This window comes from Candidatus Omnitrophota bacterium (assembly GCA_040755155.1).
In the GTDB taxonomy this organism is placed as follows: Bacteria; Hinthialibacterota; Hinthialibacteria; order Hinthialibacterales; family Hinthialibacteraceae; genus JBFMBP01.
In genome coordinates this window covers 1-26,879 of record JBFMBP010000054.1, presented here as the reverse complement: position 1 = coordinate 26,879, position 26,879 = coordinate 1, and the positions used below count along the sequence as shown (strand labels likewise).

General features: G+C 49.9%; 16 protein-coding genes. 4 read left to right on the top strand and 12 right to left on the bottom strand.

Annotated features, from left to right (window positions below):
• The 8 genes from AB1656_06610 to AB1656_06575 all read right to left on the bottom strand — a co-directional run bounded on the left by AB1656_06610 (position 1) and on the right by AB1656_06575 (position 13,165).
• Complete coding sequence (locus AB1656_06610; protein ID MEW6235040.1) at positions 1 to 825, bottom strand: response regulator; 825 nt, start codon at positions 823 to 825, stop codon at positions 1 to 3.
• A complete protein-coding gene (locus AB1656_06605) occupies positions 825 to 3,752 on the bottom strand; it encodes a response regulator (GenBank protein ID MEW6235039.1) in 2,928 nt (975 codons plus the stop codon). Before AB1656_06605 ends, AB1656_06610 begins: the two co-directional genes overlap by 1 nt.
• Positions 3,749 to 4,414, bottom strand: coding sequence for a YfiR family protein (locus AB1656_06600; GenBank protein MEW6235038.1), 666 nt, complete (start codon positions 4,412 to 4,414; stop codon positions 3,749 to 3,751). The genes AB1656_06605 and AB1656_06600 overlap by 4 nt, the downstream gene beginning before the upstream one ends.
• Positions 4,402 to 6,702 (bottom strand): TonB-dependent receptor, encoded by a 2,301-nt coding sequence (locus tag AB1656_06595; protein ID MEW6235037.1) that lies wholly within the window; start codon positions 6,700 to 6,702, stop codon positions 4,402 to 4,404. The genes AB1656_06600 and AB1656_06595 overlap by 13 nt, the downstream gene beginning before the upstream one ends.
• Entirely contained in the window at positions 6,636 to 7,406 is a 771-nt protein-coding gene (locus AB1656_06590) for a hypothetical protein (GenBank protein MEW6235036.1), read from the bottom strand. Before AB1656_06590 ends, AB1656_06595 begins: the two co-directional genes overlap by 67 nt.
• Before the next feature lie 258 nt (positions 7,407 to 7,664).
• Positions 7,665 to 10,433 (bottom strand): PAS domain-containing protein, encoded by a 2,769-nt coding sequence (locus AB1656_06585; GenBank protein ID MEW6235035.1) that lies wholly within the window; start codon positions 10,431 to 10,433, stop codon positions 7,665 to 7,667.
• Between the two features lie 798 nt (positions 10,434 to 11,231).
• Complete coding sequence (locus AB1656_06580) at positions 11,232 to 11,939, bottom strand: response regulator transcription factor (GenBank protein ID MEW6235034.1); 708 nt, start codon at positions 11,937 to 11,939, stop codon at positions 11,232 to 11,234.
• Entirely contained in the window at positions 11,894 to 13,165 is a 1,272-nt protein-coding gene (locus AB1656_06575) for an ATP-binding protein (GenBank protein ID MEW6235033.1), read from the bottom strand. Before AB1656_06575 ends, AB1656_06580 begins: the two co-directional genes overlap by 46 nt.
• A gap of 812 nt (positions 13,166 to 13,977) precedes the next feature.
• Here AB1656_06575 and AB1656_06570 point away from each other — a divergent pair.
• Together AB1656_06570 and AB1656_06565 are read left to right on the top strand one after the other, a co-directional pair.
• Positions 13,978 to 15,708, top strand: a complete 1,731-nt coding sequence (locus tag AB1656_06570) for a sodium/solute symporter (protein ID MEW6235032.1) — start codon at positions 13,978 to 13,980, stop codon at positions 15,706 to 15,708.
• A gap of 26 nt (positions 15,709 to 15,734) precedes the next feature.
• Entirely contained in the window at positions 15,735 to 16,736 is a 1,002-nt protein-coding gene (locus AB1656_06565) for an amidohydrolase family protein (protein ID MEW6235031.1), read from the top strand.
• A gap of 95 nt (positions 16,737 to 16,831) precedes the next feature.
• On the opposite strand, the gene AB1656_06560 is transcribed toward AB1656_06565, so the two are convergent.
• The 3 genes from AB1656_06560 to AB1656_06550 form a co-directional block, all read right to left on the bottom strand.
• Positions 16,832 to 17,797: a hypothetical protein gene (locus AB1656_06560; protein ID MEW6235030.1), complete on the bottom strand. Its 966-nt coding sequence runs from the start codon at positions 17,795 to 17,797 to the stop codon at positions 16,832 to 16,834.
• A 302-nt stretch (positions 17,798 to 18,099) separates the two neighbouring features.
• Positions 18,100 to 21,360 carry a family 78 glycoside hydrolase catalytic domain gene (locus tag AB1656_06555; protein MEW6235029.1) on the bottom strand — a complete coding sequence of 1,087 codons (3,261 nt, stop codon included), beginning with the start codon at positions 21,358 to 21,360 and terminating at the stop codon, positions 18,100 to 18,102.
• Between the two features lie 303 nt (positions 21,361 to 21,663).
• Positions 21,664 to 21,897, bottom strand: a complete 234-nt coding sequence (locus AB1656_06550; protein ID MEW6235028.1) for a hypothetical protein — start codon at positions 21,895 to 21,897, stop codon at positions 21,664 to 21,666.
• A 518-nt stretch (positions 21,898 to 22,415) separates the two neighbouring features.
• On the opposite strand from AB1656_06550, the gene AB1656_06545 reads away from it, so the two are divergent.
• Together AB1656_06545 and AB1656_06540 are read left to right on the top strand one after the other, a co-directional pair.
• Positions 22,416 to 23,564 (top strand): porin, encoded by a 1,149-nt coding sequence (locus AB1656_06545; GenBank protein ID MEW6235027.1) that lies wholly within the window; start codon positions 22,416 to 22,418, stop codon positions 23,562 to 23,564.
• 310 nt (positions 23,565 to 23,874) lie between these two features.
• Complete coding sequence (locus AB1656_06540) at positions 23,875 to 25,002, top strand: porin (protein ID MEW6235026.1); 1,128 nt, start codon at positions 23,875 to 23,877, stop codon at positions 25,000 to 25,002.
• 137 nt (positions 25,003 to 25,139) lie between these two features.
• On the opposite strand, the gene AB1656_06535 is transcribed toward AB1656_06540, so the two are convergent.
• Positions 25,140 to 26,327, bottom strand: coding sequence for an MFS transporter (locus AB1656_06535; GenBank protein MEW6235025.1), 1,188 nt, complete (start codon positions 26,325 to 26,327; stop codon positions 25,140 to 25,142).
• Positions 26,328 to 26,879 lie beyond the last annotated feature (552 nt).

Here is a 26,879-nt window from a genome sequence, read left to right as displayed (position 1 = left end):
CTACGCCAACAAATCCCGCAGCGTTTTTTTTAACCGTTCGAATTCCGTCTCAATTTCAAGAATTACCTCTTCCGCCGTTTCAAGGGATCCTCGCCGGTTAACGTTATCCAATTCTTTGCAAAGGGAAATCAATCTCATGGCTCCAATGATTTCGCTCTTGGATTTGAATTGAAAAGCATAATCATGGATCAACGTTAAATTCCCGGAAGCGATGGCCGCCTTCATGTTTTGAATGATTCCGGGAGAATCGTCCAGATACGTCTGCGCGACTTTGGGAAGAATTTTCTTGCCAATCTCTTTTTCCAGCGTGCGGATGTTTTGCAGCACTTCGGGATCAAGGGCGGCTTCTTCCCCATTCCTCTCCTCGCTATCGGGAAATGAATCGAAAAAAGCGTTGTCGTGATACTCACTCTTGATCGCTTCAATCAACGCCTGGTTCGCCCGCAGCATAAAACTGACTCGCAATCCTAGAATCAACCAATTGATCGGCTTGGTGATGAAATCGGTCGCTCCCACATCGTAAGCCCGGTTGATCGACTCGATATCGTCCAAGCCCGTTATCATCAAGATGGGCGCCCGGGCGCCTCCCGGCAATTTGCGGATCGCATGGCACGCGGAAAATCCGTCTAATTCCGGCATTTTTATATCCAGCAAAATGATATCCGGCTGCAGGCGTTCAAACGCCGCTACCGCTCGATTTCCATCCTCCGCTTCTTCCACGGCGAATCCCGAACGCTCCAAAGCGGTGCGCGCCAGGAAGCGAAAATTGCCGTCATCGTCGGCGATGAGCGCTAAGGGTTGACGATCTCGAGTATTGTTTTCCATTATTTTGTTTCCTTGCCGAGCATTGATAGAAAAGCGGCGTTAACCGCTTCGGATTCCTTCCAAATAGCCGCAGCGAATTCTTCCGGAGAATCGCCAAGCCCCCCCTTCTCCAATCGTTTGAACATCTCGGATAATCGCGCCGCTCCCAACGTAGCGCAGCTGGATTTTAGTCGATGCGCCAGTTTCTCAATAGCGGCGGCGTCGCTGGCGTGGAACGCCTCTTCCAACAGGCGCTTTACAACGGGAAATTCGTTCAAGTAATTGAGTATCGCCTTATTGACGATATCCGGCATCCCATCCGCTTGCAACTGCCGGATTCCGTCCAATACGTTGTCATCGATCATTGGGAGACGTAAAAACTCGCTCCAGCGCGAATACAGCTCCGTCTCCGGCGCAGAAACTTCGGGAATCGTCTTTTGCGAGACGACGGAGTTTGGCTCCTTCGCCATCGCTTTATTCTCGGAACGTTTTTGCGGAATCCAACGATCCAAAACGGCAAAGAGTTGTTTGATTTTAAATGGTTTGCTCAAAAAATCGTCCATCCCGCACGCAAGGCATTTCTCCTTATCTCCTTCCATCGCATAAGCCGTCAACGCCACAATCGGAACATGCGGCGGATTCGAATCTGAAGCCATTCGATTATCGTTTGACTGCGCTTCCCATTTCCGTATTCGCCGCGTGGCATCATACCCATCCATTTCGGGCATCTGGCAATCCATAAAGACGAGGTCGTAAGACTGGCGCATAATGGCGTCAACCGCTTCCCTTCCATTATCGGCGGCGTCCGTCCGGCAACCCAATCGATGAAGCATAGCGATCGTAACATCCTTATTGACGGGATTGTCTTCCGCCAACAGGATTCTGGCGTCGAATACCGCTAACTCGCGCAAATCTTCCGAAAAAACATACGCCGCCGTTTCCGAACTTTCGGCGGTCGGACCGAACCATTCGGCGAGTTGTGCGTAGAGTTGGGATTGCCTCGTTGGTTTCGGCAGTCGCCGCAGGCGGCTCGGCGGCGCCGAATCGCTAATACCTTCCTCAAAGCGCGCCGGGGAAAGCAGCAATAGGCGCAAATCCGAAAAGTCGGCGTCTCCCATTAGGCTCTCCGCCAGTTCCATTCCTTCCGTTCCAGGCAGGGAGAGATCGATGATGGCAAGGCGGTAGGGCGCGCCGGCTTCCTGGGCGGACCTCAGCCTTTCCAAAGCCTGAAGGCCATTGTCGACGCCGTCGTTCGGAATTCCCCAGTCGTCGAGATACCCTTGAAGTATGGCGCAGCTGGGACCGCTGCCGTCCACAACCAGCGTTTTTGCCTCCGGGAATTGATGCAAAAAGAAGGAGTCCTCCGCAAGGACCGGGACGGTGGGTTTCTCAAAGCGAGCCGTGAACCAAAACATGGAACCTTTCCCCAGTTCACTCTCTACGCCGATTTCTCCTCCCATCAGTTTGGCCAGTTGCCGGGCGATCGCCAGTCCCAATCCCGTCCCGCTGAATTCCCGAGTCGTCGAACCGTCGACTTGATAGAATGAATCGAATATCAGGTTAATAATTTTGGGGGCGATGCCGATTCCTGTATCTCGCACCTCGAAACGCAGCGTGGTTTCCCATTCCGTTTCTATAACGGATTTGACCATAACCGCGATTTCCCCTTTGCGCGTGAATTTAACGGCGTTCCCTATCAGATTGACGAGTATCTGCCTCAAACGCAACGGATCGCCGCGCAAGACCGCCGGTACATCGGAGGAGAAGACGCACGCCATTTCCAAACCCTTTTTATAGGCGCGCAGGGAAAGAAGATTCGCCGCTTCCTCGACGATCGAACGCACGTCGAAATCGACGGCGGTTAACTCCAATTTGCCTTCTTCGATCTTGGAAAAATCCAAAATGTCGTTAATGATTTCGAGAAGGGATTCGCCGGAAAGATGCGCCGTTTGCGCGAAACGCCGCTGATTGTTCGTCAATTCCGTATCCATGAGCAGTTCCGTCATTCCCAGCATTCCATTCAACGGAGTGCGGATTTCGTGGCTCATATTGGCCAGGAACTGCGATTTGGCGCGGCTGGCCGACTCGGCGGCCTCTTTCGCCCGTTCCAATTCCCGCACGGTCTTCCGCAGATTGCGGTTGGTTTTGACCAGCTGGTCCGTCCGCTCGGCTACTTGCCTTTCCAGTTGTTCCCTGTGGCTATGGAGTTCCTCGTCGCGCATTTGGATTTGCGCCAGCATGGCGTTGAAGCCGTCGATGAGCGCGCCGATTTCGTCTTCGCTCTCCTTCGCCGCTCGGACCGAGTATTTTTTCTCCATCGAAACCGTTCCCATCATCTGCGCCAAATTCAAAATCGGTTCGGAAACCAGCCGCTGCAATTGGTTGGACAAGAGATAGGCCACGAAAAAAGAGAACGAAATCACCGTCGCCACGATGCCCAAGAACCACCATACGCGTGAATACAATCTCGCCAAATCCGCCCGGATGAAAACAGTTCCGATCGCCTTGTTATCCAACAGAATCGGCTTCCACAAATCCAGCCGATCCCGCAGAAAGCGGCGGCCATCCGGTTCTTCGCCGGCGAAAACGGGAAGGGGATATTTTAAGGGAAGGGGAGGAGAATCCGGATCGCCGTAATTCCTGATATATTGAGCGAACAATTCGCCGTCCGCTGTATGGATGCTGGCGAAAACGATTTGAGGAACGGAATCCAACGCCGATAAGGCTTCTTCCGCTTCTCGCCGGCGGTCGAAGGAGAGCATCGCCGTCGCGTCGTTGCCAATGATGACGGCCATGGTCGATATGTTGTCGACCATGGATTGTTTAATGGAAACGAGTTCGCTGACAAGAAAAGCCGTCGAAGAAAGCAGCAATGCAACGGCGCTCGTCGAAAGAACGATCGCATTAAGCTTGCGCTTGATCGGCATATTCCTGAAAGCCAGTCTCATTTCTTACCCTCCTGGCTTTCCTGGTGGATAACTCGAACCGCGAGTTCCAACATCTTCGCGCTGATTTCCAAATCCTTCAACAGCGCGGCGTCTTCGTTGATAACGAAGCGGACGGTGTCTTCGACTCTTATGAACTGAACAATTCCTCCCAAAATCGCGAAATTGTCGTAATCTCCCACCGTCAATACTTTCCAGTCTTTGATTTTATCGCTAATTTTCTCCCAATTTTTCCCTTCTTCTTGGCAAACGAAAAGAAGATGGCACGGTTCCAAGTCCTCCCATTTTTTAAAACGCTTAATGATGATTTTCCTTTTGCGGGCGGTTTTTCTTTCCGCGATATCGTCTAATTTTTGATTGAACGGGTCCTTTCCGAGCACGCCAATAACAAAGGGAGATTCCGGTTTTTCGAACGATTGGGACGGCCATTCCACGAATAACAAAAAATTGTAAAGATAGGCGGCTTTTACATCATACTCTTTATACGTACTGGACGAATTGGATTCCTGTTGGGCGAAGACGCTTCCCCACACGATCGCTAACGGCGAAAAAAGCGTAACAGCCGCAAAAAGAACAAAACAAACCGCCTGGCTCCCTCTGTTTCCGGCGATAGGCGGAAGTAGATTTCGGATTGGGCAAGAGTGAATCCAAGTTAGAATCGCCATGTTACCATTGCGTATACGCTTCGCTCGATCTCGGTTGGAACGACATGGACGACGGACGTTTCGAATTCGCGGCGATGATTGTCAAGCAAATTCTGGCCGCATAGGGAAAATTCGAGGTTTTTTCGCGGTTTCCACGCCAGGCGGGCGTCAAGCGTAACATAACTGGGAATATCGATGCGGCTCATCGCATCTACATAACGAAACCAAAAATCTAAATCCACGTCTCGCGATAAGTCGAACGAGGAACGGAGAGACGCTTGATTATGTGGACTGCGATATTCGAAACTTTCGAATGACGCCAAGCGGATAACCGATGGATTATCCGGAATGCGGTGCAAATAAATAAGTCCTACCCTGTCCCCGACCGGCCGCAATTGGATGATCAGATAGGTGTAGGCCAATTGCATCCGCCACCACGAAGTCAAACGGCAATCGGCCGTCAGCTCTCCGCCGTAAATCTCGCCTTTCATTTGGTTATCGGCGTATAAAGGAAGAATGAAATGCTTCGTCGGAGAATCCTCGTAGATTAACGTTCCCAAGCTGGTGTTGATCAGATCGTGGTAATCGTTATAAAAAGCGGCGGCATCCAGCGTCAGCCGCTCCGACGCCAGGCAGCGGTATCCCATTTCATAGGCGATCAAGTTCTCCGATGTAAAATCCCGGTCTCCTTTCGGCCATATGAGAAATGGATAGGGCAAGGGATTTTGCGGATCGCCGGGCGGGAAAACGCCTAAAACGATGCTGGCGTCGTGTTCATAGCGAGCGGGCGTGCGGACGGCCCGCGAAACGGAAGCCCAAAGCGTATGATGCGGATGGGGAGACCAGCGCAAACGAGCATTGGGTTGGATTTCGAAGCCGGTATAGTCGTTGTGTTCGAATTTCGCACCCAACGTTAGATAGAGTTCCTCCGCCGCCAGCATGATGTCGTCCTGAAGAAACGCGTTGAAGAGATAATCTTCGCGGGTCGCAGGATTGAATTCGACGATCTCCGAACCTCCAATATCATCGCTCGTGTAGCGCGCGCCCAGCCCCCAGACGAAATCGTGTCGTTCCCCATATTTGTAATGATGTTGGAAATCGAAGTCGAAAATGTCGCGGTCTTCTCCATAAATAGGCGTGTCGTGCTGCGTCCAATCGTAATAGAATTGCAGCGCCATATCGGAAGTATCGGAAAACGCATGTTGCCAACGCGCCAGCGCGTTGGCGCCCGCCGCATCGTCCTCGGCGTCGAACTTGCGCCAATAAGGCGGAATTAATTCGGGAATAATGTAAGATCCCCCCAATTCTTCGCTGTAAAAATCTCCCTGCAGAGTCAGGGAATCGCTTTCCGATTCGTCCCAATCCAGCCGGAATCCGCCGCGGGCGGCGTCCCAATCGTCTGTCTGGCTGTCTCCGGCGGAATTGACGGAATCGTCGCGATTGAAATATTTAGCGTAAATCCGGTAATAAGCGTCATCGCTCAGTTTTCCGCCGTAGCGAACGCCGCTGAAGCCCCGTTCCTCCGTTCCCGCTCCCGCCGTCAACAAACCGCCCTGCGTATCTTTCGCGTTCTTCGTGATAATGTTGATTACGCCATTGACGGCATTCGCTCCCCATAGAGCTGCTCCCGGCCCCCGAATGATCTCGATCCGCTCTACATCTTCCAAAAGAAGGTCCTGCGATTCCCAATACGTTCCGGAAAACAGCGGCGTATAGACGGTGCGGCCGTCGATCAAAACCAACAACTTATTGGAGTATCGATCGTTGAATCCGCGAGCCGAGATCGCCCATTTGTTGGCATCGATCCGCGCCACTTGCAAGCCCGGCGCCAACCGGAGCGCTTCGGGGATGCTCGTCGCGCCGGAACGCTTGATATCTTCTTGCGTAATGACGAAAACGGCGGCGGGAGCGTTCGTCAGTTTTTCCGGTTTTTTGGAAACGGAGGTGATTTTGACGTTGATCAATTCTTCCAAACTGAGTTCGATGGCGTCCTTAGGCGGCTTTGGGGAAGACTCATTGACGATGGCGCTCTCCGCCTTCGCCGTCATAGAAAGGAAAAACGCCAAAAAAAACGCCCACAGCGCCCCGTTGGAGAGTAAACTTTCTTTCCTGCAAACAAGTGGTTTGACGGTAATCCGAGAAATCACTTTCCACTCTCCTTTCCGGCTGAATATGATCGAGACGATGGGCGTTTCGTCCAGGGTATGACAAATCCAGGTTGATCTCTCGGCCGCCGTCTTTTTTAGGGATGGGAGTTGGCCTTGGAGGCGGAAGCGCCGGATGGAATAACGGCTTCCATATGCCGCCATTCGCCGATGCCCGACGGCGATTCCAGCGGAGGAGCGATCTCTTGCAGTTCCGCCGTTTTCTTCGAATCCATCCCATACGATTTAATCAAACCGGCCAGAGGATGATACCATTCCGTCGTTCTTATCGCCGCCATTTCCAAATCCCCAAGTGAGATCGTTTTTGACGTTTCCGCTTTCAGGGCGTTTTCGAAACGGCCAAGCGGAACTTCAACGGTTTCCAAGCCGGCGAAAAAATAGGATACGGTCACCGTAACCAAAGCTGGAATCGGTCCTATATGCACAAGGGTTTCCGCCGTGCCGGAAAACGTTACACCCGCCGCCGCGAAACGCGGGACAGAAACGTAAGGATTCAACAAAATTTCCATTTTGCCGTACACGGAATCGTTGACGATGGAAGCTACCACATATAGATTTTCGTCGTCATAGCGAAAGAAATTCGCATTGAGGCTCTTGTCCGGCGCTGCCGTTCCCTCGAGCCTTTCGACTTTTAAAGACGTAGTTCCATTGAAAGGATAATCCTTCGTATAAACCAAGCGTTCGACGGACGTAATTTCTTCGGTAACTTTTACTATGTAATCCGCTTGGGCGGGAGGATTGTCATATCTGGCGTAATGAACGAAATCTACGGTTTGGGAGAAGCACGTCCCAGCGAAAGCAACGGCCATCGCAACCATAACTCCAAGGGAGAAGCCAATCCTTTTCATCCCAAATCCTCGTAATCTTTCATTAGTCGTTCGCTAATCCTATTCAATCTACAATAGAATGCCCTTCGATTCAATATACGAATTGAAACGGTTTCATCCCTCTATCGAATAACGATGCGTTGGATTCGATGGAATTGTCGGAGAAGCAAAAAAATCATACGGCGGGGTTCGTCTTATCGCCGCGAGACAAAAGAACGCCGCTTCCATTAAACGAAAACAACATCCCTTTCGCCGGAAGACGCCTCAAAAGTGTATCGCCTACTCGGCGGTCGGCGGCGGCTCATCGAGCGCCTCCCGAATTTTACCGACAAGATCGATCGGCGTAAAAGGTTTTTGGAGAAAATGGGCGGCTGGATCGAGATGATGGTTATTATAGATATCGTTGGCTGTATGCCCCGACATATAAACGATTTTCAAATCCGGCAGGCTGGCTTTTAGACGTTCGGCTAAATCCAGCCCCGTCATAGCGGGCATCTCCACATCGGTGATTAAAATCTGGATCCGGCCATCGTAATTCTCGATGGCCGTCAACGCTTCCGCCGCATCGCTCACGTCGAGCACGGCGTAGCCGTAACGCAGAAGAATGCTGCGAACCAAGGTCCTGACGAAATCGATATCCTCCACTAATAAAACAGTCTCGTTGCCGTACAAATTGATAGAAGATGTTTTTCTTTGAGACATCGGTTTTACGCCAATCGCTTCGGCCTGAGGGAAGTAGATTTTAAAGGTAGCCCCACGGCCCGGTTCGCTATAGACCCAGATGGCGCCGTCGCTCTGCTTCACGATTCCGAAGACGGTGGACAGCCCCAATCCCGTTCCCTTCCCCGGTTCTTTCGTCGTGAAAAACGGTTCGAAAATGCGAGACGCCGTCTCTTTGCTCATGCCGCATCCCGTATCGCTGACGGCCAGCATGACGTACGAACCAGGCTTCATGTCAATATGCTGCGAAACGAAAAGTTCATCAAGGTTCACATTCGAAGTTTCGAACGACAATTTGCCTCCATTGGGCATGGCGTCCTTGGCGTTGATCGCCAGATTCAAAACGACTTGTTCGATCTGTCCCGGATCCGCCTTCATATATCCCAACTGGGAATCCAAATAGAAATTCATCTGGATATCCGATCCAATCAACCGCCGGATTATGCTTTCCATATCGGCGACGATATGGTTGAGATTGATAATTTCCATTTTAAACTTTTGCTTGCGGCTGAAGGCCAGGAGTTGTTTCGTCAGGGAGGCGGCGTGCATTCCCGCCTTGTTGATTTCATGGATATAACGGCGCATAGGATGGTTTTTATCCATCCCCAAAATCAACAACTCGCTGTAGCCGTTGATGACGGTTAACAGATTGTTGAAATCGTGCGTAATGCCTCCGGCCAACCTTCCGATCGCCTCCATCTTTTGCGATTGACGCAGCTGCTCTTCCAGCTTCAATCGTTCGGTGATCTCCCGCAGAATGTGAACGCTGCCGATCTGCCGGCCGCTTTTATCGAGCAATCCGGCGGCTATGAAATGGAAATCGCCCCTCAAACGCTCTTCATGCACATCCATCGAACATTTTCGTTCCGCCGATTTCAAACCGCTTTGAGGACAATGACTTGGCGGTTGGCCGGTTTGATGCAGTAAATCGTAGCATTTCCGTCCTATTACTTCTTTCGGCGGCAATCCCAACCGATCCGCCAAAGCCATATTGACGCGAAGGATGTTCTGTTCTTCATCGATGATGGCGATCAAGTCGGGTACGGAATCGAAAGTCTGTTCCCACTCTTCCTTGCCCCGCGCCAGAGTCTCCTCGACGCGCCTTTTTTCCGATACGTCCCAAAAAATCCCCTGGACGCCGATCGTTTCCCCGACGGCGTTGTAAATAGGCGTTTTTACGACCTGAACGTAAGTCGTCTCGCCGCCGGGATTTTGATTCTCTTCCACCGTTTCGAACGTTCCGCCGCATTCGATCACCCGCCGATCGTCGCGCGAGTATTTTTCCGCCAGCGATGGAGGATAGAAATCGTAATCCGTCTTCCCGACGATCTCATCTAAGGATCGGCCCAGCGCGGAACAAAAATTCCGGTTCGCAAAGGTGAAACGCCCTTTCATGTCTTTGCGGAATATATTTTGAGGCAGGTTTTCGACGAGAGATTGATACAGCGCTTCGGAATCGCGCAATTCCTTTTCCGTTTTCTTTATATCCGTAACATCGCGAATCAATCCCGCCAGTCGAACCGGCCGCCCGTCTTCTCCAAAATAGATTTCCACTTCGTCCCGAATATGCCGCTCGACGCCGGGCGATGGATGGATGCGATACTCCACGCGATAAGGAACGCCATCGTATACGGCGGCGTAGATTCTCGTTTCGACGATTTCCCGATCGTCGGGATGCACCTTTTCCAGAAAAGCATTCAAGCGGGAAAACGCTTCCGGTTCTTTTCCGGCGGCGGCTGGCGCGAGTCCAAGGATTTCCTTCGCTTCCTCCGAATAGGCCAGGCGGTTCCCGGTGAGCTCCCATTCCCAATTTTTGGATCGATCGTTCGGAAAGGCCCGCGGAGAGGATTCCATCCCCATCCACTCCCCTCTGCCTCGGACGATCCATTCGTTCGACTCGTAAAGTCCAGCGATAAGAGAGGCGATCTTTTGGAACAACCGCTCGTTATTTTCGGAAAAAAAAGACAGGCATGACGCTTCATCGCCGGAATAGGAAATCTCCAACAATCCGTATTCCTTATTATTCCCCCGCATACCATAATGCTTTATGAATGAAGACTCGGAAAAATGGCCCGACTCGAATGTCCATTCGCCAAAAACGACGCGCACTCCCATCCCTTCGGGATTTCCCAGAACGGAAAGGAGCAAATCGACGATTTCCCGAAACGTTTTTAGGATTCGCTTCTTGTGATTTTCCGCCGCTTCCGACAGACGCCGAATCGTTTTGGCGCCGTAGAGCGATAGGCGCCGGCTCGCTTCGCCGGCGTTTTTTTTGAAATTGAATTTTTCGTTAGGATCGACCCCATCCACTCCATTCAAATCGAACATCAAGAAACTCCTCCTTCCTTGTTGGAGTTTTTCGTTCAAAACAATTTTCTGTTGACGAAATTACCGCCCCCCCTAAAAAAAGAATCCTAATTATACGCCCATATTGCGGAATTCCATTCTCTCGCCATATCGCCGCTTTCCTTTGATTCATTTCTCGATAAGGCTCTTTAACGATCTTCTCCATACCGATATGCGTTCGCTTTGCACGATGAAAGCAAACATCCAGCGAAATGGGATATGGCGCAACCTCCTTTCTACCGTCTTTTTTTCTTAATGATGCTAAATATTTCTTTCAATTTCGCCGATAATAGAAATTTAAAAAATTGAAATAAATAACGAGAGTATTATTCATTTAATTAAAAAGGCGGGCTATCAGGGAAAATCCCGTTTTTCGTGTCATGGATTATCCGTATAGTAAATGTCGAAGAAAAGCATGACAGAACCGTAACAAAATGAATGGATAAGATCAAATATAGATAGAGACCGGCGCTAGAGCGCGCAGGAGGAATGACTAAATTCACCCAATAATTGTAGAGATCATGGATTCGCAGCCCCAAAACCCCATCCAAAAATATAGCCGTTTCTCTGTTGTTACCCTGCCATTTCGTGTAAATTTATTTTACATCTAATCCCAACAATCGCCAACTCCTATCCGCTCAGCGCGGCATTTTCATAGTTATAGCAATCCCTTTTCTACTAGCCGCTTTTCGAATATCTCACTCTCAGCCTCTTCCCAAAGCTGAGTAAAACGCGTTTCTTAAATCTTCGAATTTCTTTACCGGCCGCCAGCCGCTTTTTTTAAGCGGATTTGTTTTGAAGCCATTGAATGGCGTATTGCAACAGCTCGTTGGATTGCTTGATGTTCAATTTCTCTTTGATGCGATTGCGATAGGTTTCCACCGTTTTGACGCTGACGTTCATTACTTGAGAGATTTGACATATTTTGAAGCCCCGGCCAATCAGATGAAACACTTCCATTTCCCGGTCGCTGAGCTGCTCCATCGGAGAAGGAGAAAGCCCCGAATGGCCGGTAACGAGTTGATAAACCATTTTCTCATTCAAACCGTCGCTCATGTAAACGCTTCCCCGCAACACGCGCCGAATGGCTTCCAACAATCGTTCAGGCGTTTCCTGTTTCATGACGTATCCCATCGCTCCCGCCCGGAAAGCCCGTTCCGCATAGAGAAATTCGTCGTACATGCTTACAACCAGGATGGCGATCCGATCGTTGCGCGCTTTAATTTGTTTGATCAATTCGATTCCGCTGGCGTCTTTCAAAGATAGATCGACGATGGCGAGATCGGGATGGATTTCCGATATCAGTTTCAAGGCTTGAACGGCGTCTCCCGCTTCTCCGCAAACCGCTAAATCGGATTCCTGGTTGATCAGCGCGGCGATGCCCATTCGCATGAGAGGATGATCGTCAACGATGAATAGGCGCGAACGCTTCTCTTTCGGCATCATGGCTTCCACCAACGCGAACCGTTGCTTGCCGGAAAGGCGCAAACGACCGACGTTCCTCCCTCCGGCTCTTGGCGGATATCGAAATCGCCGCCGATAGCGCGCGCCCTATGCCGCATGATATCCAACCCCATTCCTTTATGGGAAGCTAGGATTTCTTCCGAAGGAATGCCTTTCCCATCGTCTCGGATCAAAAGAACGATCCTATCGCCAATCTTCGATATTCCGATCAAAATTTTTTGCGGATGGCCGTGATTGACGGCGTTGAAAACCGCTTCCTGAGCAATGCGGTAAAGATGGATCGCCACGGAATTATCCGCTAGGAGCGCCGGACAGTCGAACTCCAATGAACACGAAATACTGTAATACTTGGATATATTGGCGGTCAGTTGTTGCAGCGCCGTCATAAGCCCGCCTTCGTCGAGGTCTACTGGGCAAAGTCCTTTTGCTAGAGCATAGGCTTGAGAAACGGCTTGATTGACCAATCCCGCGATTTTGGAGGCTTCTTTCGCTTCCGGCAGCGATTTTCCCTCCAAATTCTTCCTCATAACAGCGAGTAAATACTCCACGCTTTTCAGATGCTGGCATAAACCATCGTGCAAATCCTGTCCAAATCTTCTCTGCTCCCGATGGCTGATCTCTAAAATCTCCTGTTCCAGCCACCGGCGCTGGGTGATGTCTCTTGCGGTTCCCTGCGTTCCAATAAAGCGCTTTATTCCCCCTTCATCCTCTTGATACAATCCTTGGGCGGAAATAAGAAAATAAGGATATTCCTGGCTGGCTTCCGCTTCGCAGGAGGAATATTTCCTAATCTTTTTCTTCGATAGCAATTGAATTTCAAAACACCTCGTACTTCGAAATCCGGTTCTTCTTTCATTGAGGCGGTGAAAGGCTTTTCCACGGCATTGTGGAACCACGAGATCCAGTAGTCTCGTTCCGATCAACTCGTCCGGCGCGTATCCATATTCCCGCACGGCGTGGCTGATGAAAGTAATAATACCGTTCTCGTCCAATCGATAGATAATATCCGGCGACAATTTGATGATGGAATTCAACTTTTGTTCGGACACCCGCAATTCGTTTTCCGTCCGTTTGCGTACGGCGATTTCTTTCCGCAACTCTTCATTGGCTTTTTGCAGCTCCGCCGTTCTCTCCTTTATCAATGCTTCCAGCTCGACATGCGATTTTAGCCAATCTTCCACCATGCGCACCCGTTCGCCGATTTCAGAGTAGACGCGATTATTGCTCATCATTAAATCCGAAGTCCGCATATCTCAATCATTCCCTCAAACAAAATTCATTTCCCATCCGGCAACGGAATATCTTCATTCCAAACGATATTTCGGCATATAAATTTGAGGCTCTTGCAAAATTAATAAAATCCGCTTTCAATTCTCCCCCCAAGTTTGGGGGGAGTTAGAGGGGGGTTGATTTTATTAGACTTAAAACAACCCCCTCCTAACCTCTCCCAGGCTTGGGGGAGGAATAATAGAGTTTTGCAAGAGGCTCAAATTTATATAACGCTAACACTCTACGGACACGATATCGCCGGTTTTTCCCATCGAACCGTCGTTTAGCCAACTCAAAAACTTTTTCTCTCTCTACTTGAAGAAATCGCATTAATCCTTTGGAAACAATATAATTAAGACCTTTATAATTACAGTCCATTTAAAATTTAGTCTATCCTATTATGTTAAAAAAGGATTTTAAAGTCTTCCGTTCGTTTAAGAATTATTATTAATCTAAAATTAATTGTCATCTAACTTTACGTCGAGGCAGAAAGAAAACTGCGATTACATTTCATCGCGGGGAGGGTGGATGTTATGCGGATTTCTGCAGATAGAACGATAATATCCCCTGGTTCATAACCAATCGATATCGCCTAAGCCATAAAAAAACAACGAGTTTTATCGTTTCTACTCTCGTTGCCAACAAGAATATTTCTGCGCAGCTTTGGCTTTGCGGCGGTTCCCTTTTGGGAAGCGCCTGCCGTATGATGAAGAGACGGTCATTGCCCTAGTTGAATTGTTTACTAATCGTTGGTCGCTAATCGCTGTTTTTAGGATGAAAGGATGCTGCCTCGATGAATGCCGAGAACTTCTTCCCGCTGGATGCCTTGGATTACGCCGCCTTCGGAGCCTATTTCGTAATTCTATGCTTCATCGGCTTTTGGGTTGGACGCAAGGAGAAGATGAATTCCGGCGATTATTTTCTGGCGGACCGCAGCCTTCCTTGGTATGTCGTCGGCGGCTCTTTCATTGCATCCAACATAAGTTCCGAACATTTCATCGGCATGATCGGCAGCGCTTACGTCTACGGCGTCTGCGTCGCAACCTCGGAATGGCTGAACATTGGCTCCTTCACCCTCTTGATCTGGATATTCATCCCCTTTCTCTTGACGGCGAAAGTCTTTACGACGCCCGAATTTCTGGAGAAGCGCTTCAACTCCGCCCTGCGCCAATTTTTCGCTTTCGTCACCATCGTCAGCAATGTGGTCGCCTTTCTGGCGGCAGTGCTTTACGGCGGGGGATTGGCGCTGCAAACGCTCTTCGGTTGGAATCTTTGGTTCTCAATCATCGCTTTGGGAGTCGTGGCGGGAAGTTGGGCTATCTACGGCGGCCTGAAGTCCGTCGCCTGGACCGATTTCTTCACCGTCATCATCATGCTGGCGGGAGGACTGATGGTTACCATTCTCGGCTTGTATATGCTTTCCGGCGATTCGCACTCCCTGCTAGACGGCTTCAAGATCATGATCGAACGCAATCGCGCCCAGACGGGCGCCTGGGCGGAAGCAGCGGCGCGCAACGCCCAGCAGATTGCCCATGCAGATCATTACAACCGCCTCTCCGTCATTCAACCAGCTGCTCACGAAGTCGTACCCTGGCCATCCCTGATCTTCACGATCTTTTCCGTCAGCATCTGGTACAACGTGCTCAACCAATTTATGATCCAGCGAGTTTTGGGCGCGAAAAACATGTATCACGCCCGCATGGGCATCGTTTTGGCGGGATACATGAAAGTCATCATGCCGGTCATCGTCGTTTTCCCCGGCTTGATTCTCTTCGCCCGCTACCCCGAAGTGCTGACCCTGCCTTGGGAGCAGGTTAAATCCGCAGCGGACAAAGGCTACGTTACGATGCTGCAAACACTGGTCCCGGCGGGCTTGCGCGGCTTGTTCTTAGCGGCTCTTTTTGGAGCGATTCAATCTACGGTCAATTCCGTACTCAATTCCACCGCCACAATATTCACGCTGGATATTTATAAACGCTGGATTCGTCCAGACGCTTCGGAAAAATCGCTGGTGTTGATGGGCATGTGGTCTTCCGTAATTATCCTAGTCGTCTCCATCGTATTGGCGGGCTTCATCGGCCTTATCAAGGTCAGCCTTTTCGTTTACATCCAATCGCTGTACGCCTTCTTCGCTCCGCCTTTCGCCGCCATTTTCCTCTTGGGTATTCTTTTCCGCCGCATCAACGGCCAGGGAGCGTTGACGGCGGCGCTTCTGGGCTTTCTCTTGGGCATCCTGATGAAAATTTACGTCCAATCGCCCCATCATCTCGTATGGTTGGAACCATACGCCAACCAAGCCATCATCAATTGGCTCTTCTGCATCGCCGTTTGCATCGGCGTCAGCCTGGCGACCGCTCCGCCCCGCCCGGAACAAGTGACGGACCAATTGACGCTCAATTGGCGCCGCCTCAATATCTTCAGCGAACTGGGTGAAAACTGGTATTCCAGCGTCGTTTTATGGTGGTCGATTTTCGCCGTTATGATTCTATCGCTAATGCTGATTTTCTCCGGACTCTTTTTCTAATTAAACTATCAAATCGAGGCAATCCCATGTGGCGCGAAACCACCAAACACGAACGAAACCGGATCATTTTCAAAGAAGAATTCGACGCATTTCTGCCGCCGGTTATTCTCGATTTTCATGTCCACGTTTTCAACGAGGGAGTTGTTCCCGCAGAGGAACCTTATTCCTGCGGCGGCCATCCTATCGGACGCTACGATCTCGCCGATTTGGAGCATGATCTATCAGAAATCTATCCCGGACGCCGTACGCTGGCCGTCTGTTTCGGCTTTCCCCACGTCAAGTACGACCGTCAACGTAATAACGCCTATCTCGCCGAACAGTGCGACAACCGCCGCTTCTTTCCTTTCCGCCTCTTCGATCCCTTGGAAGACGCTCCTGAGTTGCTGCGCCGCGATCTTGAGAACGGCCGTTTTCGAGGATTGAAGCCCTATCTGGATTACGTGCGCAAGCCCAATCTCAACGACGTGGAGATTCCCGAAATGCTGCCCGATTGGGCTATGGAGATCGCCGACGAACTCGGACTGATCGTCATGCTCCACATTCCTCGCAAGGCACGCCTGGCCGATCCGCTCAATCAGAGGCAGGTCATTGAACTGTGCGTCAAATATCCCCGCGCCCGCATCGTCCTGGCGCATATTGGCCGCGCCTATTATCTCAAAAACATCGTCGGCCAACTGCACAATTTGAAGGACATTCCCAATCTCTATTTCGACCTTGCCATGCTCAACCATTGGGAAGTGATGGAATACCTTTTCCAAAACGTCAGCCCGGAAAAAATTCTCTATGGAACCGACATCCCTATCGCCCTGGCTCCCGGCAAATCAGTAGAGATCAACGATCAATATACCTACGTAACCCCCGTTCCGTGGGAACTCTCCATCTCGGACGATCACCGGAAGTTAGTTTTCACATCCTTTCTTTACGAAGAACTGCGCGCCATCAAAAAAGCCGTGGAAAGATCGGGATTAGGCCGCGATTTCGTCGAAGGGCTTTTTTATGGGAATGGGATGAAAGTTTTTGGAATGTAAAAAGTTGGATGGGTTGCGTTGTTTGACCCATCATTATTAACATATTTTACATTCGATGACTCAGACAACATGACCCATCCTGCAAAATCGAATTGTCAAGACAACAGGCCGGATTTGCATATTTCCAATACGGCGTTTTGCATATATTCGTTCATGGAATTTTGTTGCTTGATAATCGTATCCAAATTACTGTTAATTTCATTCAACAAATTTACTCTTTCTTTGATCTCGGCGGAGCGGTTTATCTCGCGGTCGTGCAGAATGTCGGTCTGTTTTTGAATTTCCTCGTTCTCCTTAATTAGGTCCGCGATCGTGATAGATTGTTTTGATGAAGCGGCATAATCCTGCAATGTCTGATAAGCCATAAAAAGATATTGCGAATATTTGTCGTTTAGTTGATAAAGCATCGTTTCCATTTCCCAAAAAGCCGAAGCCATTTTCTCTTCCGCTTCGAGGATCGGCTCGTAAAGAGGTTCCAGGCGCTTGGCGTATAAATGTTCTTTACTCAATAAAGAACCATAGCGAATCTTCAATTCCTCGGCGGATCGCATATCGTTCACTTTCGCGGCGTATTCGATCGAGGCCTTGATTCGTTCGATTTGCTCAATGTTTGGATTGGCGAATTTAAATTTGTAGAGTTGGAAATCCGCTTCCATATAGAAAGCCAGCGCTTGCCGGATTGTTTTGTTCAACTCAACCAGCCGCTTGCTTTGCTCGTTTTTTTCCAAAGACTCCATTTCCTGCAATTCGAAAAGAATCTCGATCGCTTTCTCCGTCATCCATCGCGAATATTCGACTTTTTGGATAGATTCTTCCAACCTTTCGCTAGGAACATAATCTTTAGCGGCTCTCTTCTCTTTTTTTCCGCTAATCAACCATTGCACTTTATAAACTTGCAATTCGGAGAGAGAGACGATCGATAGAATTTCATTTTCAATAATGGGGAAAATCGGGGCGTTCTTATCAAGCGCATAAGAACGCTTCATCGCAGGTTCGGCTTTCAAAAACTCCCGGCCTATTTGCCAATGAATGGAAAGGCAGTTATTTTCCCGTTCCGGCATAATAACTCCTCTATTCCCATTATGACGCAATGGCCCGTCGAGATTCGAAAAAGAAAAAATTCGAAAGCGGCGGATATAATAACAAATTGAAAATCAGCAAATCTCTTTCATTTTATATAATTATATAACCTGCGCCGATAAAAAAATACCTCCCATTCATAAAAAATGCGGGAGAGAGATGGAAACCACTCTCCTTAAATCGCATCCCTATGCCCAAAGACGAAAAGGGGCGCGCAACGGCGCGCCCCCTTCAAAGGCATAATATATTTCCGAAAAACCGTTTACGGCTCTTGAACGATTCCCTATGGCCTTTTCGCCGCGAACGAATAACGCCCCGATCCAACATGGTAGATCGCCGCGCCATTCTTCAAATCCACAAAGGAAACTCCAAGCGAATCCCCCGCCGGTTTTCCGCTTTCCGCTACGCTGTCTGCTTTTTCGGCGGGGACGAATATCATAGCTTCCGTATTGACGGGAATTCTTGCATTCAATTGAAATTCGTCCTCCGTCAGGCGCCATTCGCTGTCAATCCAGCCATTAATGGATCGATAACTGGTTTTGACGTAATCCAAATCTCCGCCGAGTTGAGGATGGATGACGATTCTTTGGTATCCAGGAGCGTCCGCATCAATCCCGGCGACGGTGGAATAGAGCCACTCGCCCACGGCGCCGTAGGCGTAATGGTTGAAGGAATTCATGCCGGGATCCTGGAAGCCGAACTCGTCCGTCCAACCATCCCACCGTTCCCAAATGGTGGTAGCGCCATTCTTGATCTCGTATCCCCAAGAGGGAAACGTATCGTTAAGTAATAGTTTGTAGGCGATATCGATGCGGCCGTTGCGCGTCAATATAAGCAGCAAATCCTTTAATCCCGCAAAACCGGTGGAGAAGTGATAATCGCGCACCATCAGATCGCGAATAAGGTGGCGCATGGCCGCCGGAATCTTATCCTCCGGGATCAAGCTGCTGCGCAGCGCCAGAACATAGCCGGTCTGGGTGTTCGCTAGCACCTGGCCGTCTGCTTTCACAAACGCCTTGGCGAAGGCGGCGCGGATTCCCTGATAGAGCGCTTCGTATTCCTTGGCGTCGTCCTCGCGTCCAATGGCGGAAGCGATTTCCTGCATTAGGCTGGTAACGTAAGCGAAGTAAGCCGTCGCCAGCAGATCTTTTGGGGTATCCGCATTGAGAGACAACCAATCCCCATAACCAAAGGCTGGCCGGATCAAATCCTTGCAGCTCTTTTTAAGATACTCGATATATTTCTGCATGGCGCCGTAGTGCTTTTCCAGGATGCGCGTATCGCCGTATACGAGATACATCGTATAAGGACACACGATTCCCGCATCGGCCCAGGCGGCTACGCCGCTGCCCAAGCCCACGTCGGGAGACACGTCCGTGAAGGAGCCGTCGGGGCGCTGGGAATCGACGACGTCCTGAATCCATTTCGTGAAAAAGGCGGCGATGTCTTTATTAAAGGTTCCCGTGCGCATGAAGATTTGCGCGTCACCCATCCAACCCAGCCGCTCGTCGCGCTGCGGGCAATCGGTGGGGATTTCCAAGTAGTTGCCGCGCATTCCCCATTCGATGTTATGAATCAACTGATTAACCATGCCGTTGGAGCATTCGAACGTCCCCGCCGGGGCAATGTCGGAATGAAGTACCACGCCCGTGACGGCGTCCTGCGGCGGATGGCCGGGATAACCCGTCAATTCGACATAGCGGAAACCATGGAAAGTAAAACTCGGCTCCCACATTTCAACGCCCTCGCCTTTGAGAATATATGAGTCAATTACTCGTGCGGCGCGTAAATTCGTAACGTAGAGCGTTCCGTCGGGATTGAGCACTTCGGCGAATCGCAGTTGTACTTTCGTCCCTGCCGGACCTTGTACTTTCAAGCGCGCCCAACCCACCAGATTCTGACCCAAATCGAAAACGAAAACGCCGGGCTGCGGTTCGGAGACCGTTTTGGCCGGAAATTCCGTAATTTTCTTCACTGTCACGCCAGGATAGGCGTTCAATTCGACGTCCAATTCCTTGCCGGAAGTCGACAACGCCGCTGAACTCCAATCCGATCCCAAAATGTATGGACTGTCGCCTCTCTTCAACGCGAAATCGGTTGTAGCCCAGCCCTTCAATTCCTTACGCGCATCGTAAACCTCGCCCATGAGAAAGTCGGCTTCTTGGATGGGGCCTTGATGAATCGCCATCCAAGACGTATCTGTACCGACGATTTCCGAGGTTCCATCGGCGTATTCGATGTTGATCTGCGCCCGCAGTTTCGGCTCGCCCGCATAACGGTTGCGGATGCGCCCCCAGGCCACGTAGCCCGCGAACCAGCCATCGGAAAGAATCGCCCCCACGGCGTTCTCGCCCTGACGCAATTGGCAGGTAATATCGTAGGCGTTGTAATACAGCCGCTTACGGTAATCGGACCAGCCGGGAGCGAAATAATCCTCTCCCACCCGCTCGCCATTGAGACGCAGTTCGTAAACGCCCTGCGCCGTCGCATAAACGAACGCCCGCTTGACGGGTTTTTCGACGCGGAAGACTTTTTGAAAATAGGGCGGCGGCGGCAGGATAAGACCGTCCTCGTCTCCCGGAACGCCCCACGGCGATCCGTCTTCGCCTACGGCGGCGATGACGCGGGCGTTTTTCCAACTGGCGTCGTCGAAACCCGCCGTTTTCCATCCATCCGCTTCCTTAGAGGAAACTTTCCAAGTCTCATCGATGGGAATGACCAATTGATGGTTATTGGCGAGGATCATTAATTTGCCGGTCAATCCCGCCGGACTGGCTTTTTCATTGACGGCGACAACGGCGGCGGCGTGATCGCCCGCGCTCAACGAATCTAGTTCTATTATTTGCGGTTTCTTCCAGGAATCCGCGCCTCCTACGCTTTTCCCAATCTCTTTCCCGTCGATGAAAAGAACAAAACGGTCGTCCGCCGTTATCAAAAACTTTGCGGCTTGCGATGTCCCGTCCAAATGAAAGCGGCGGCGGAAATAAAAGGTTCCTTCCGGAACAGAGTTTCGCGGATCGCCATCGGGATTCCATACCCACTTGCAGCGTTCGAAGGTCATGCGGAAGGGTTTTTCGATCCACTGTCCTTTCCAATCCTGCGGCTTAAGCAATCCCGAACTCCAACGCGCCGGGCGGCTCCAATCGGAGGCTTTATCGTCCTGATCCCATACCCTCACCTTCCACCAGCAATCCATATTGGATTCCAACGCTTTCCCCAAATAAACGACTTGGGACGTTTGATCGGAAGCCGTTTTTCCGGAATCCCAAAAATCGCCCTGCCCCGAATTCAAAAGATCAAGCGAACTGGCCGCCAACACTTGATAAGCGCTCTGTTTTTGCATTCGCGCTTCGGGATGGGAACAATCCAACTCCCAGCTAAACCGGGGCTGGGGAATATCGATGCCCAAAGGATCGACGCGATACTCGCAGCGCAGATAAGATGGCCAAATCCCAGCCGAGGATTCTGCGCACCATCCGGTACAAATCGTCATGCTCAACATCGTGATAGCAGCCACGAAGTGAAGGATTGTCCTGCTCATCATACGTCTCCCTGTTAATGAAAATAGAGTGGAATGGCAATGAAGGAAGTACAAAGGATGCAAGGCGGGATGTCAAGCGGAATGGATGAAATGGCGCTCGGAGACTTTGGGACTTTGGGACTTTGGGACAGGGAGACTAGAAAAAAGTAGGATGGATCGCGTTTTTTGACCCATCAATCTCATTCACCGTTCATCTTTCATCACTAATCATTCCCAAATAGAAAAGGAGGGGACTTGGGGACGAGAGGATTTGGGGAGTAGGGGACTTGGGGACTTGGGGATGGAGAGAGGAATCCACGTAAGCCATCATTCCGATTCCCTGAACGCTCTCAGATCGCGCAATATGTCCTCATGGCTCCTGCGGGGAAAATCTATGGCATCCGCTTCCTGGAAAATCTTCCAAATCTCATTCCAATTCGTTATCCCTTTAGTTGGCGTTTCTTTTCGGTCGGGCGCCGTCAACAAAATCTTCTTCCCTCGCAGTTCAGGATCGCTCACTTTCACCACGCCATCTTCGCAAATTTCGGCCTGAATAATCATCGGCTCATCATCCTTTCTTAGTCCTAATCAATCAAAAAATACTTTTAATCTAAAGTCAATTCTCGTTCTTCATTATAACATCGATAAAATACAAAAAGAGCACAAGTCTGTTTATCGGCGACGCCAAGATCCATTTTTCTCTATTCCGCCGCCCGCATTTTTTGCATTCTATCTGAATCCCATCCATCCAATTTCGCTTAAAGAGTAAAATTTTGTCGGAAAATTTTGCGGCGATCTTTTATATTCGACCTTAAATTATGTTGTTGTGGAAATGAAAAGAATAAATTTCATAAGTACCGTATAATCAGTATAATATTATTACTTTACGATGAACGCGCCCAAGTGGAAAAGGTTCAAAACCCGCCCTTATGCGTGGCAATAACGCCATAGAGTGTGGTAAATATACCTCACAAAAATCCTTTTTTAAGGAAAATTCTCTTGACCTTATCCAGGGTTCAATTATCATCGAAATCAGAAATTTTCAATTCATTTCTTATTAGGAGAAAGGAGCAATTCTGATGAAGAAAGTATTAACCGTAGTAGGCGTGGCAGTGATTGCGCTGTCCACCATGAGTTTGGGTGCGTCCGCGGGCGCATTGGCGGAGGCCACTTCCAGCGCGTTGGGCGGCATCGAATTCGGCGGCTTCCTCGATCTGTCCTGGACCTACAATTTCCAGACCCCCGATCTTCCTTTCGGACAGGGATCAAACAACTCGAATGTTGGCCGCGTATTTGACGTCGATAACGAAGACCTTGTCAACATCAACTTGTTGAACTTCTACATCGACAATCTGCCAGAAGACTCTGGCGAAGTAGGTTTCCGCGTTGACTTCGGTTACGGCGAAGATGCGAATATTATTGCCGGTAACGATGGCATTGGCGCGAACAATCTCGACCTTTATCAACTGTTCATATCCTACATCGCTCCCGTCGGCAATGGCCTGACCATCGATGTAGGCCGTTTCGCCTCGTGGTATGGATACGAAGCCATTGAAAGCTTGAAAAACGATAACTTCTCGCGTTCCTTCATGTTCGGCTTATCTTATCCCCACACTCATACGGGCATTCGCGCGACCTATTCCATCAATGATATGTGGGAAGTCAGCGGCGGCGTTACCCAAGGTTGGGATACCGTAGAAGACATCAATGATAGCAAATCCTTCCATTTCGCCGTTCGTTTCCGCCCAACGGAAGAAATATATGTCCAGAACGCGATTTCCTACGGTCCAGAAAGATTCAACGACAATAGCAATTACCGCTTCCTTTATGATTTGGTCGCTACCTGGAACGTAACGGAAGACTGGACCATCGGCGCGAACTTCGACTATGGTTTTGATGAAGACGCTATTGCCGCTGGTACGGACGATGCTTCCTGGTGGGCTCTCGCTGGTTATGTCCGCTACGACGTGAACGAAGATGTTTACTTGGCTCTGCGCGGCGAATACTTCGGCGATGACGACAGCTGGGCCACTCCTCAACCTGGCGTTGGCGCAAGCGACAACCTGTGGGAAATCACGGCTACGGCTGGCTATCAGATCACCGAAGACCTGCTAGGCCGCCTCGAATATCGTCATGACGAAGCCGATGGCGATATCTTCTGGGATGACAACATTCGCGATCAAGATTCGCAAGATACGATCGCTTTGGAAGTCATTTATCAATTCTAAGCGAATCTCTTCATCTGATTGTATTGGATTAATTTAATTGCATTGAAAACAACAAGCCGGGCTAAGCGTAATTATGCCCGGCTTTTCCTTTATATGTCGAAATTTTACGTAAAACAAGTAAATTCAAGTAGATTAATAGCATAAACCGGGGCATTTTCAAGTGCGTTATGCATACTGGAGGTGATCGGAAAAAAACTAATTCATCCTCATCATTCGCCGAGCGTTATTGCTTAATTTAACGCTGACCTTCAAGAAGCACCCTAATAAGAACTGATATTCAATTTAACTAATGAAAAAGGAATAAACGAAAATGAAAAAACTCATCTTCACTGCCAGTCTTGCATTGATTGCGTTAACCATTATTAGTTCGGGCGCGATGGCGGGCGCCTTGGCGGAAGCTACTTCCAGCGCCCTGGGTGGAATCGAATTCGGCGGCTTCCTGGACCTCTCCTGGACCTACAATTTTCAAACCCCCGATCCCTCTAATAATGGAAACATTGGCCGCATTTTCGACGTCGATAGCGAAGACCTCGTCAACATCAATATGTTGAACTTTTATATCGACAATCTGCCGGAAGACGCGGGCGAAGTCGGCTTCCGCGTCGATTTCGCTTATGGCGAAGACGCGAATATTACTCGCGGTTATGACGGCATCGGGGCGAATAATATTGATCTATATCAATTATACGTATCCTACATCGCTCCCATTGGAAATGGCTTGACCATTGACGTTGGCCGTTTCGTTACTTGGTATGGTTATGAAGTCATCGAAAGCGTGAAGAACGATAATTTCTCTCGTTCCTGTATATTTGGAATGACGGTTCCTTTCACCCACACAGGCATTCGCGCGACCTATTCCATCAACGATATGTGGGAAGTCAGCGGCGGCGTTACCCAAGGTTGGGATACCGTAGAAGATATCAACGAGAGTAAATCCTTCCATTTCGCCGTTCGTTTCCGCCCGACGGAAGATATCTACGTCCAGAACGCGATTTCTTACGGTCCGGAAAGAGCTGGCAACAATAGCGATTATCTTTTCCTTTACGACTTAGTCGCTACCTGGAGCGTAACGGAAGACTGGACCATCGGCGCCAACTTCGATTATGGTTTTGATGAAGACGCTTTGGGAACAAGCGACGCCAATTGGTGGGCTCTCGCCGGTTATGTCCGCTATGACGTGAACGAAGACGTTTACTTGGCTCTGCGCGGCGAATACTTCGGCGATGACGACAGTTGGCGCACGCCTCAACCTGTGGTGGGCGCAAGCGATAACATGTGGGAAATCACGGCCACGGCCGGCTATCAGATCACCGAAGATTTACTGGGCCGGCTTGAATATCGTCATGACGAAGCCGATGGCAATATCTTCTTCGATGACGCCATTCGCGATCAAGATTCCCAAGACACGATCGCTTTGGAAGTTATTTACCAATTCTAAGCGGATCGTCTAGCATTATTAAATACCGGGCGGGGATATTCTCTCCGCCCGCTTTCTTTTCAAGTAGAAGAGGCTTCCAGCTTCTTGAAAATTATAAAGGTGGGCTACGCTTCGCTTTGAGCCCACCCTACGATTGCTTACGATACCTTTTTCTGCAACCGGACGGCTCTATACCCTCCCGCCAGATAATCCATTATCCACCACGCGCCGAATATAAAGAAGAGAATCGCCGGAAGAATCGCCACGAAACGGAAAGCGGAAGCAGGCCCCCAAGCGTCATAAACGCCTCCCATCTTATAAACGATAGTTCCAATCGAAGCGTTGCCCGCAAAAACCATCAAACCCAAAAGCAAAGCGCCGCCCTTGGGAAAGCGTTCCGACGTGATGCCCAACATCGTCGGCCACATAAACGTTACGCCCATATAAAATACCGTCGCCGTCAGATAGGCGGAAGAAGCGGAAGAGACGCTGCTGAGCCAAAAAAGCCCAATGCCGCTGATCGCCGCCGCCGCCCACATCATTCCCACCGGCGATAATTTTTTGGCGAGAGGACCAGCGAAAAAGCGCAAAACGAACATAATGGCGCTGCCGTACACGAAGATCAATGTTCCCGACATCTTCGCCAGCTCGCTCAACACGGAACCGACCCATTGGCTTGGAGCTACCTCCGTAGCCGCCGTCAGCATCATGCAGCCGATCAGCAATAGAAAACCAGGACGCACGGCTTCTTTGACCATCTCGCCGTAAGATACTCCCGCCTCCACGCGCTCAGTAACCGGGAATTTTTGGCGGAAGATCAGCAAACCATAAGCGAGAACGGGAATCAAAACCATTCCCATCTGCGCTTGCCACCGCCAACCCCACTTGCCCATGGCTACGGAAAGCAGTCCCCCGATAATCAAGCCTCCCGGCCACCAGGCGTGCAGGAAATTGAGGCGGCGGATTTTTTCTTCAACGTAGACGCTGGCGCAAAGAGGATTGATGACCACCTCGACGAGTCCGTTGCCGAATCCGGCGATCAACATGGACATATACAAAACCGGGTAATTGGGGGCCATGACGAAGGCAAGAATGCCAATGACATGAAAAAAGAAAGCGATATACAGCAGCCGCTTCATGCCCAGCCAATCCAACAAAGGCGAAACCAGCAGCACCGAACTGGCGACGCCGTAGAAAGCCATCGAAGAGACAAAGCCGTATTGTTCGTGAGTCAGTTGGAAGGCTTTTTCGACCTGGGCGGCGATGTCCCCGCGGATAACCAATATCATCGCAGTGGACACTAAACCAACGCAGCTCGCCAAAAACAACTGTTTGCGATTTTCCATCAAGGCGTTCTCCTCCCTAAAAATACGACGGTTGGCCGCGGACAAGGCGGCAAGGCGACAGCGTCTCATGGTACTATTTGTCCGAGAGCTGGGGAAGAGAAGATAACCAGCGAAGCAGAGCAGGTTTAAGGGAATCGCCTGACGGATTATTTCATCATTCATCATTCATCATTCATCATTCATCATTTGTAATTGGTCAGCCCTATGAAGTAGAAAAGTGAATGGAGTCTTTACAGAATGGGGTGGAAGCGATTTAATGAAGTTACTATAGATGTAATTTAATTGATTTGAAATACAACCCCATTTGGGTTGAGGTCCCCATGGCCAATTCAACGATTGAGCAGAAGGTCTGCGATCTTCTGACTCAAGGAAAGCCGTGTACGGAAGAGGAGATCAGGGCGCTGCTTCGGAAAGACGAAGAAGTCGTATAATGTCCCCCAAAATTTAGACAGGGGGTTAAGGTGGAAAATCGGCTTGCCGAGAGTAGGCAAGGAGGTTTTCCGAAATGAAGAGAATCCAAAAGAAATACGACGGAGTTTTTAAGACGAAAGT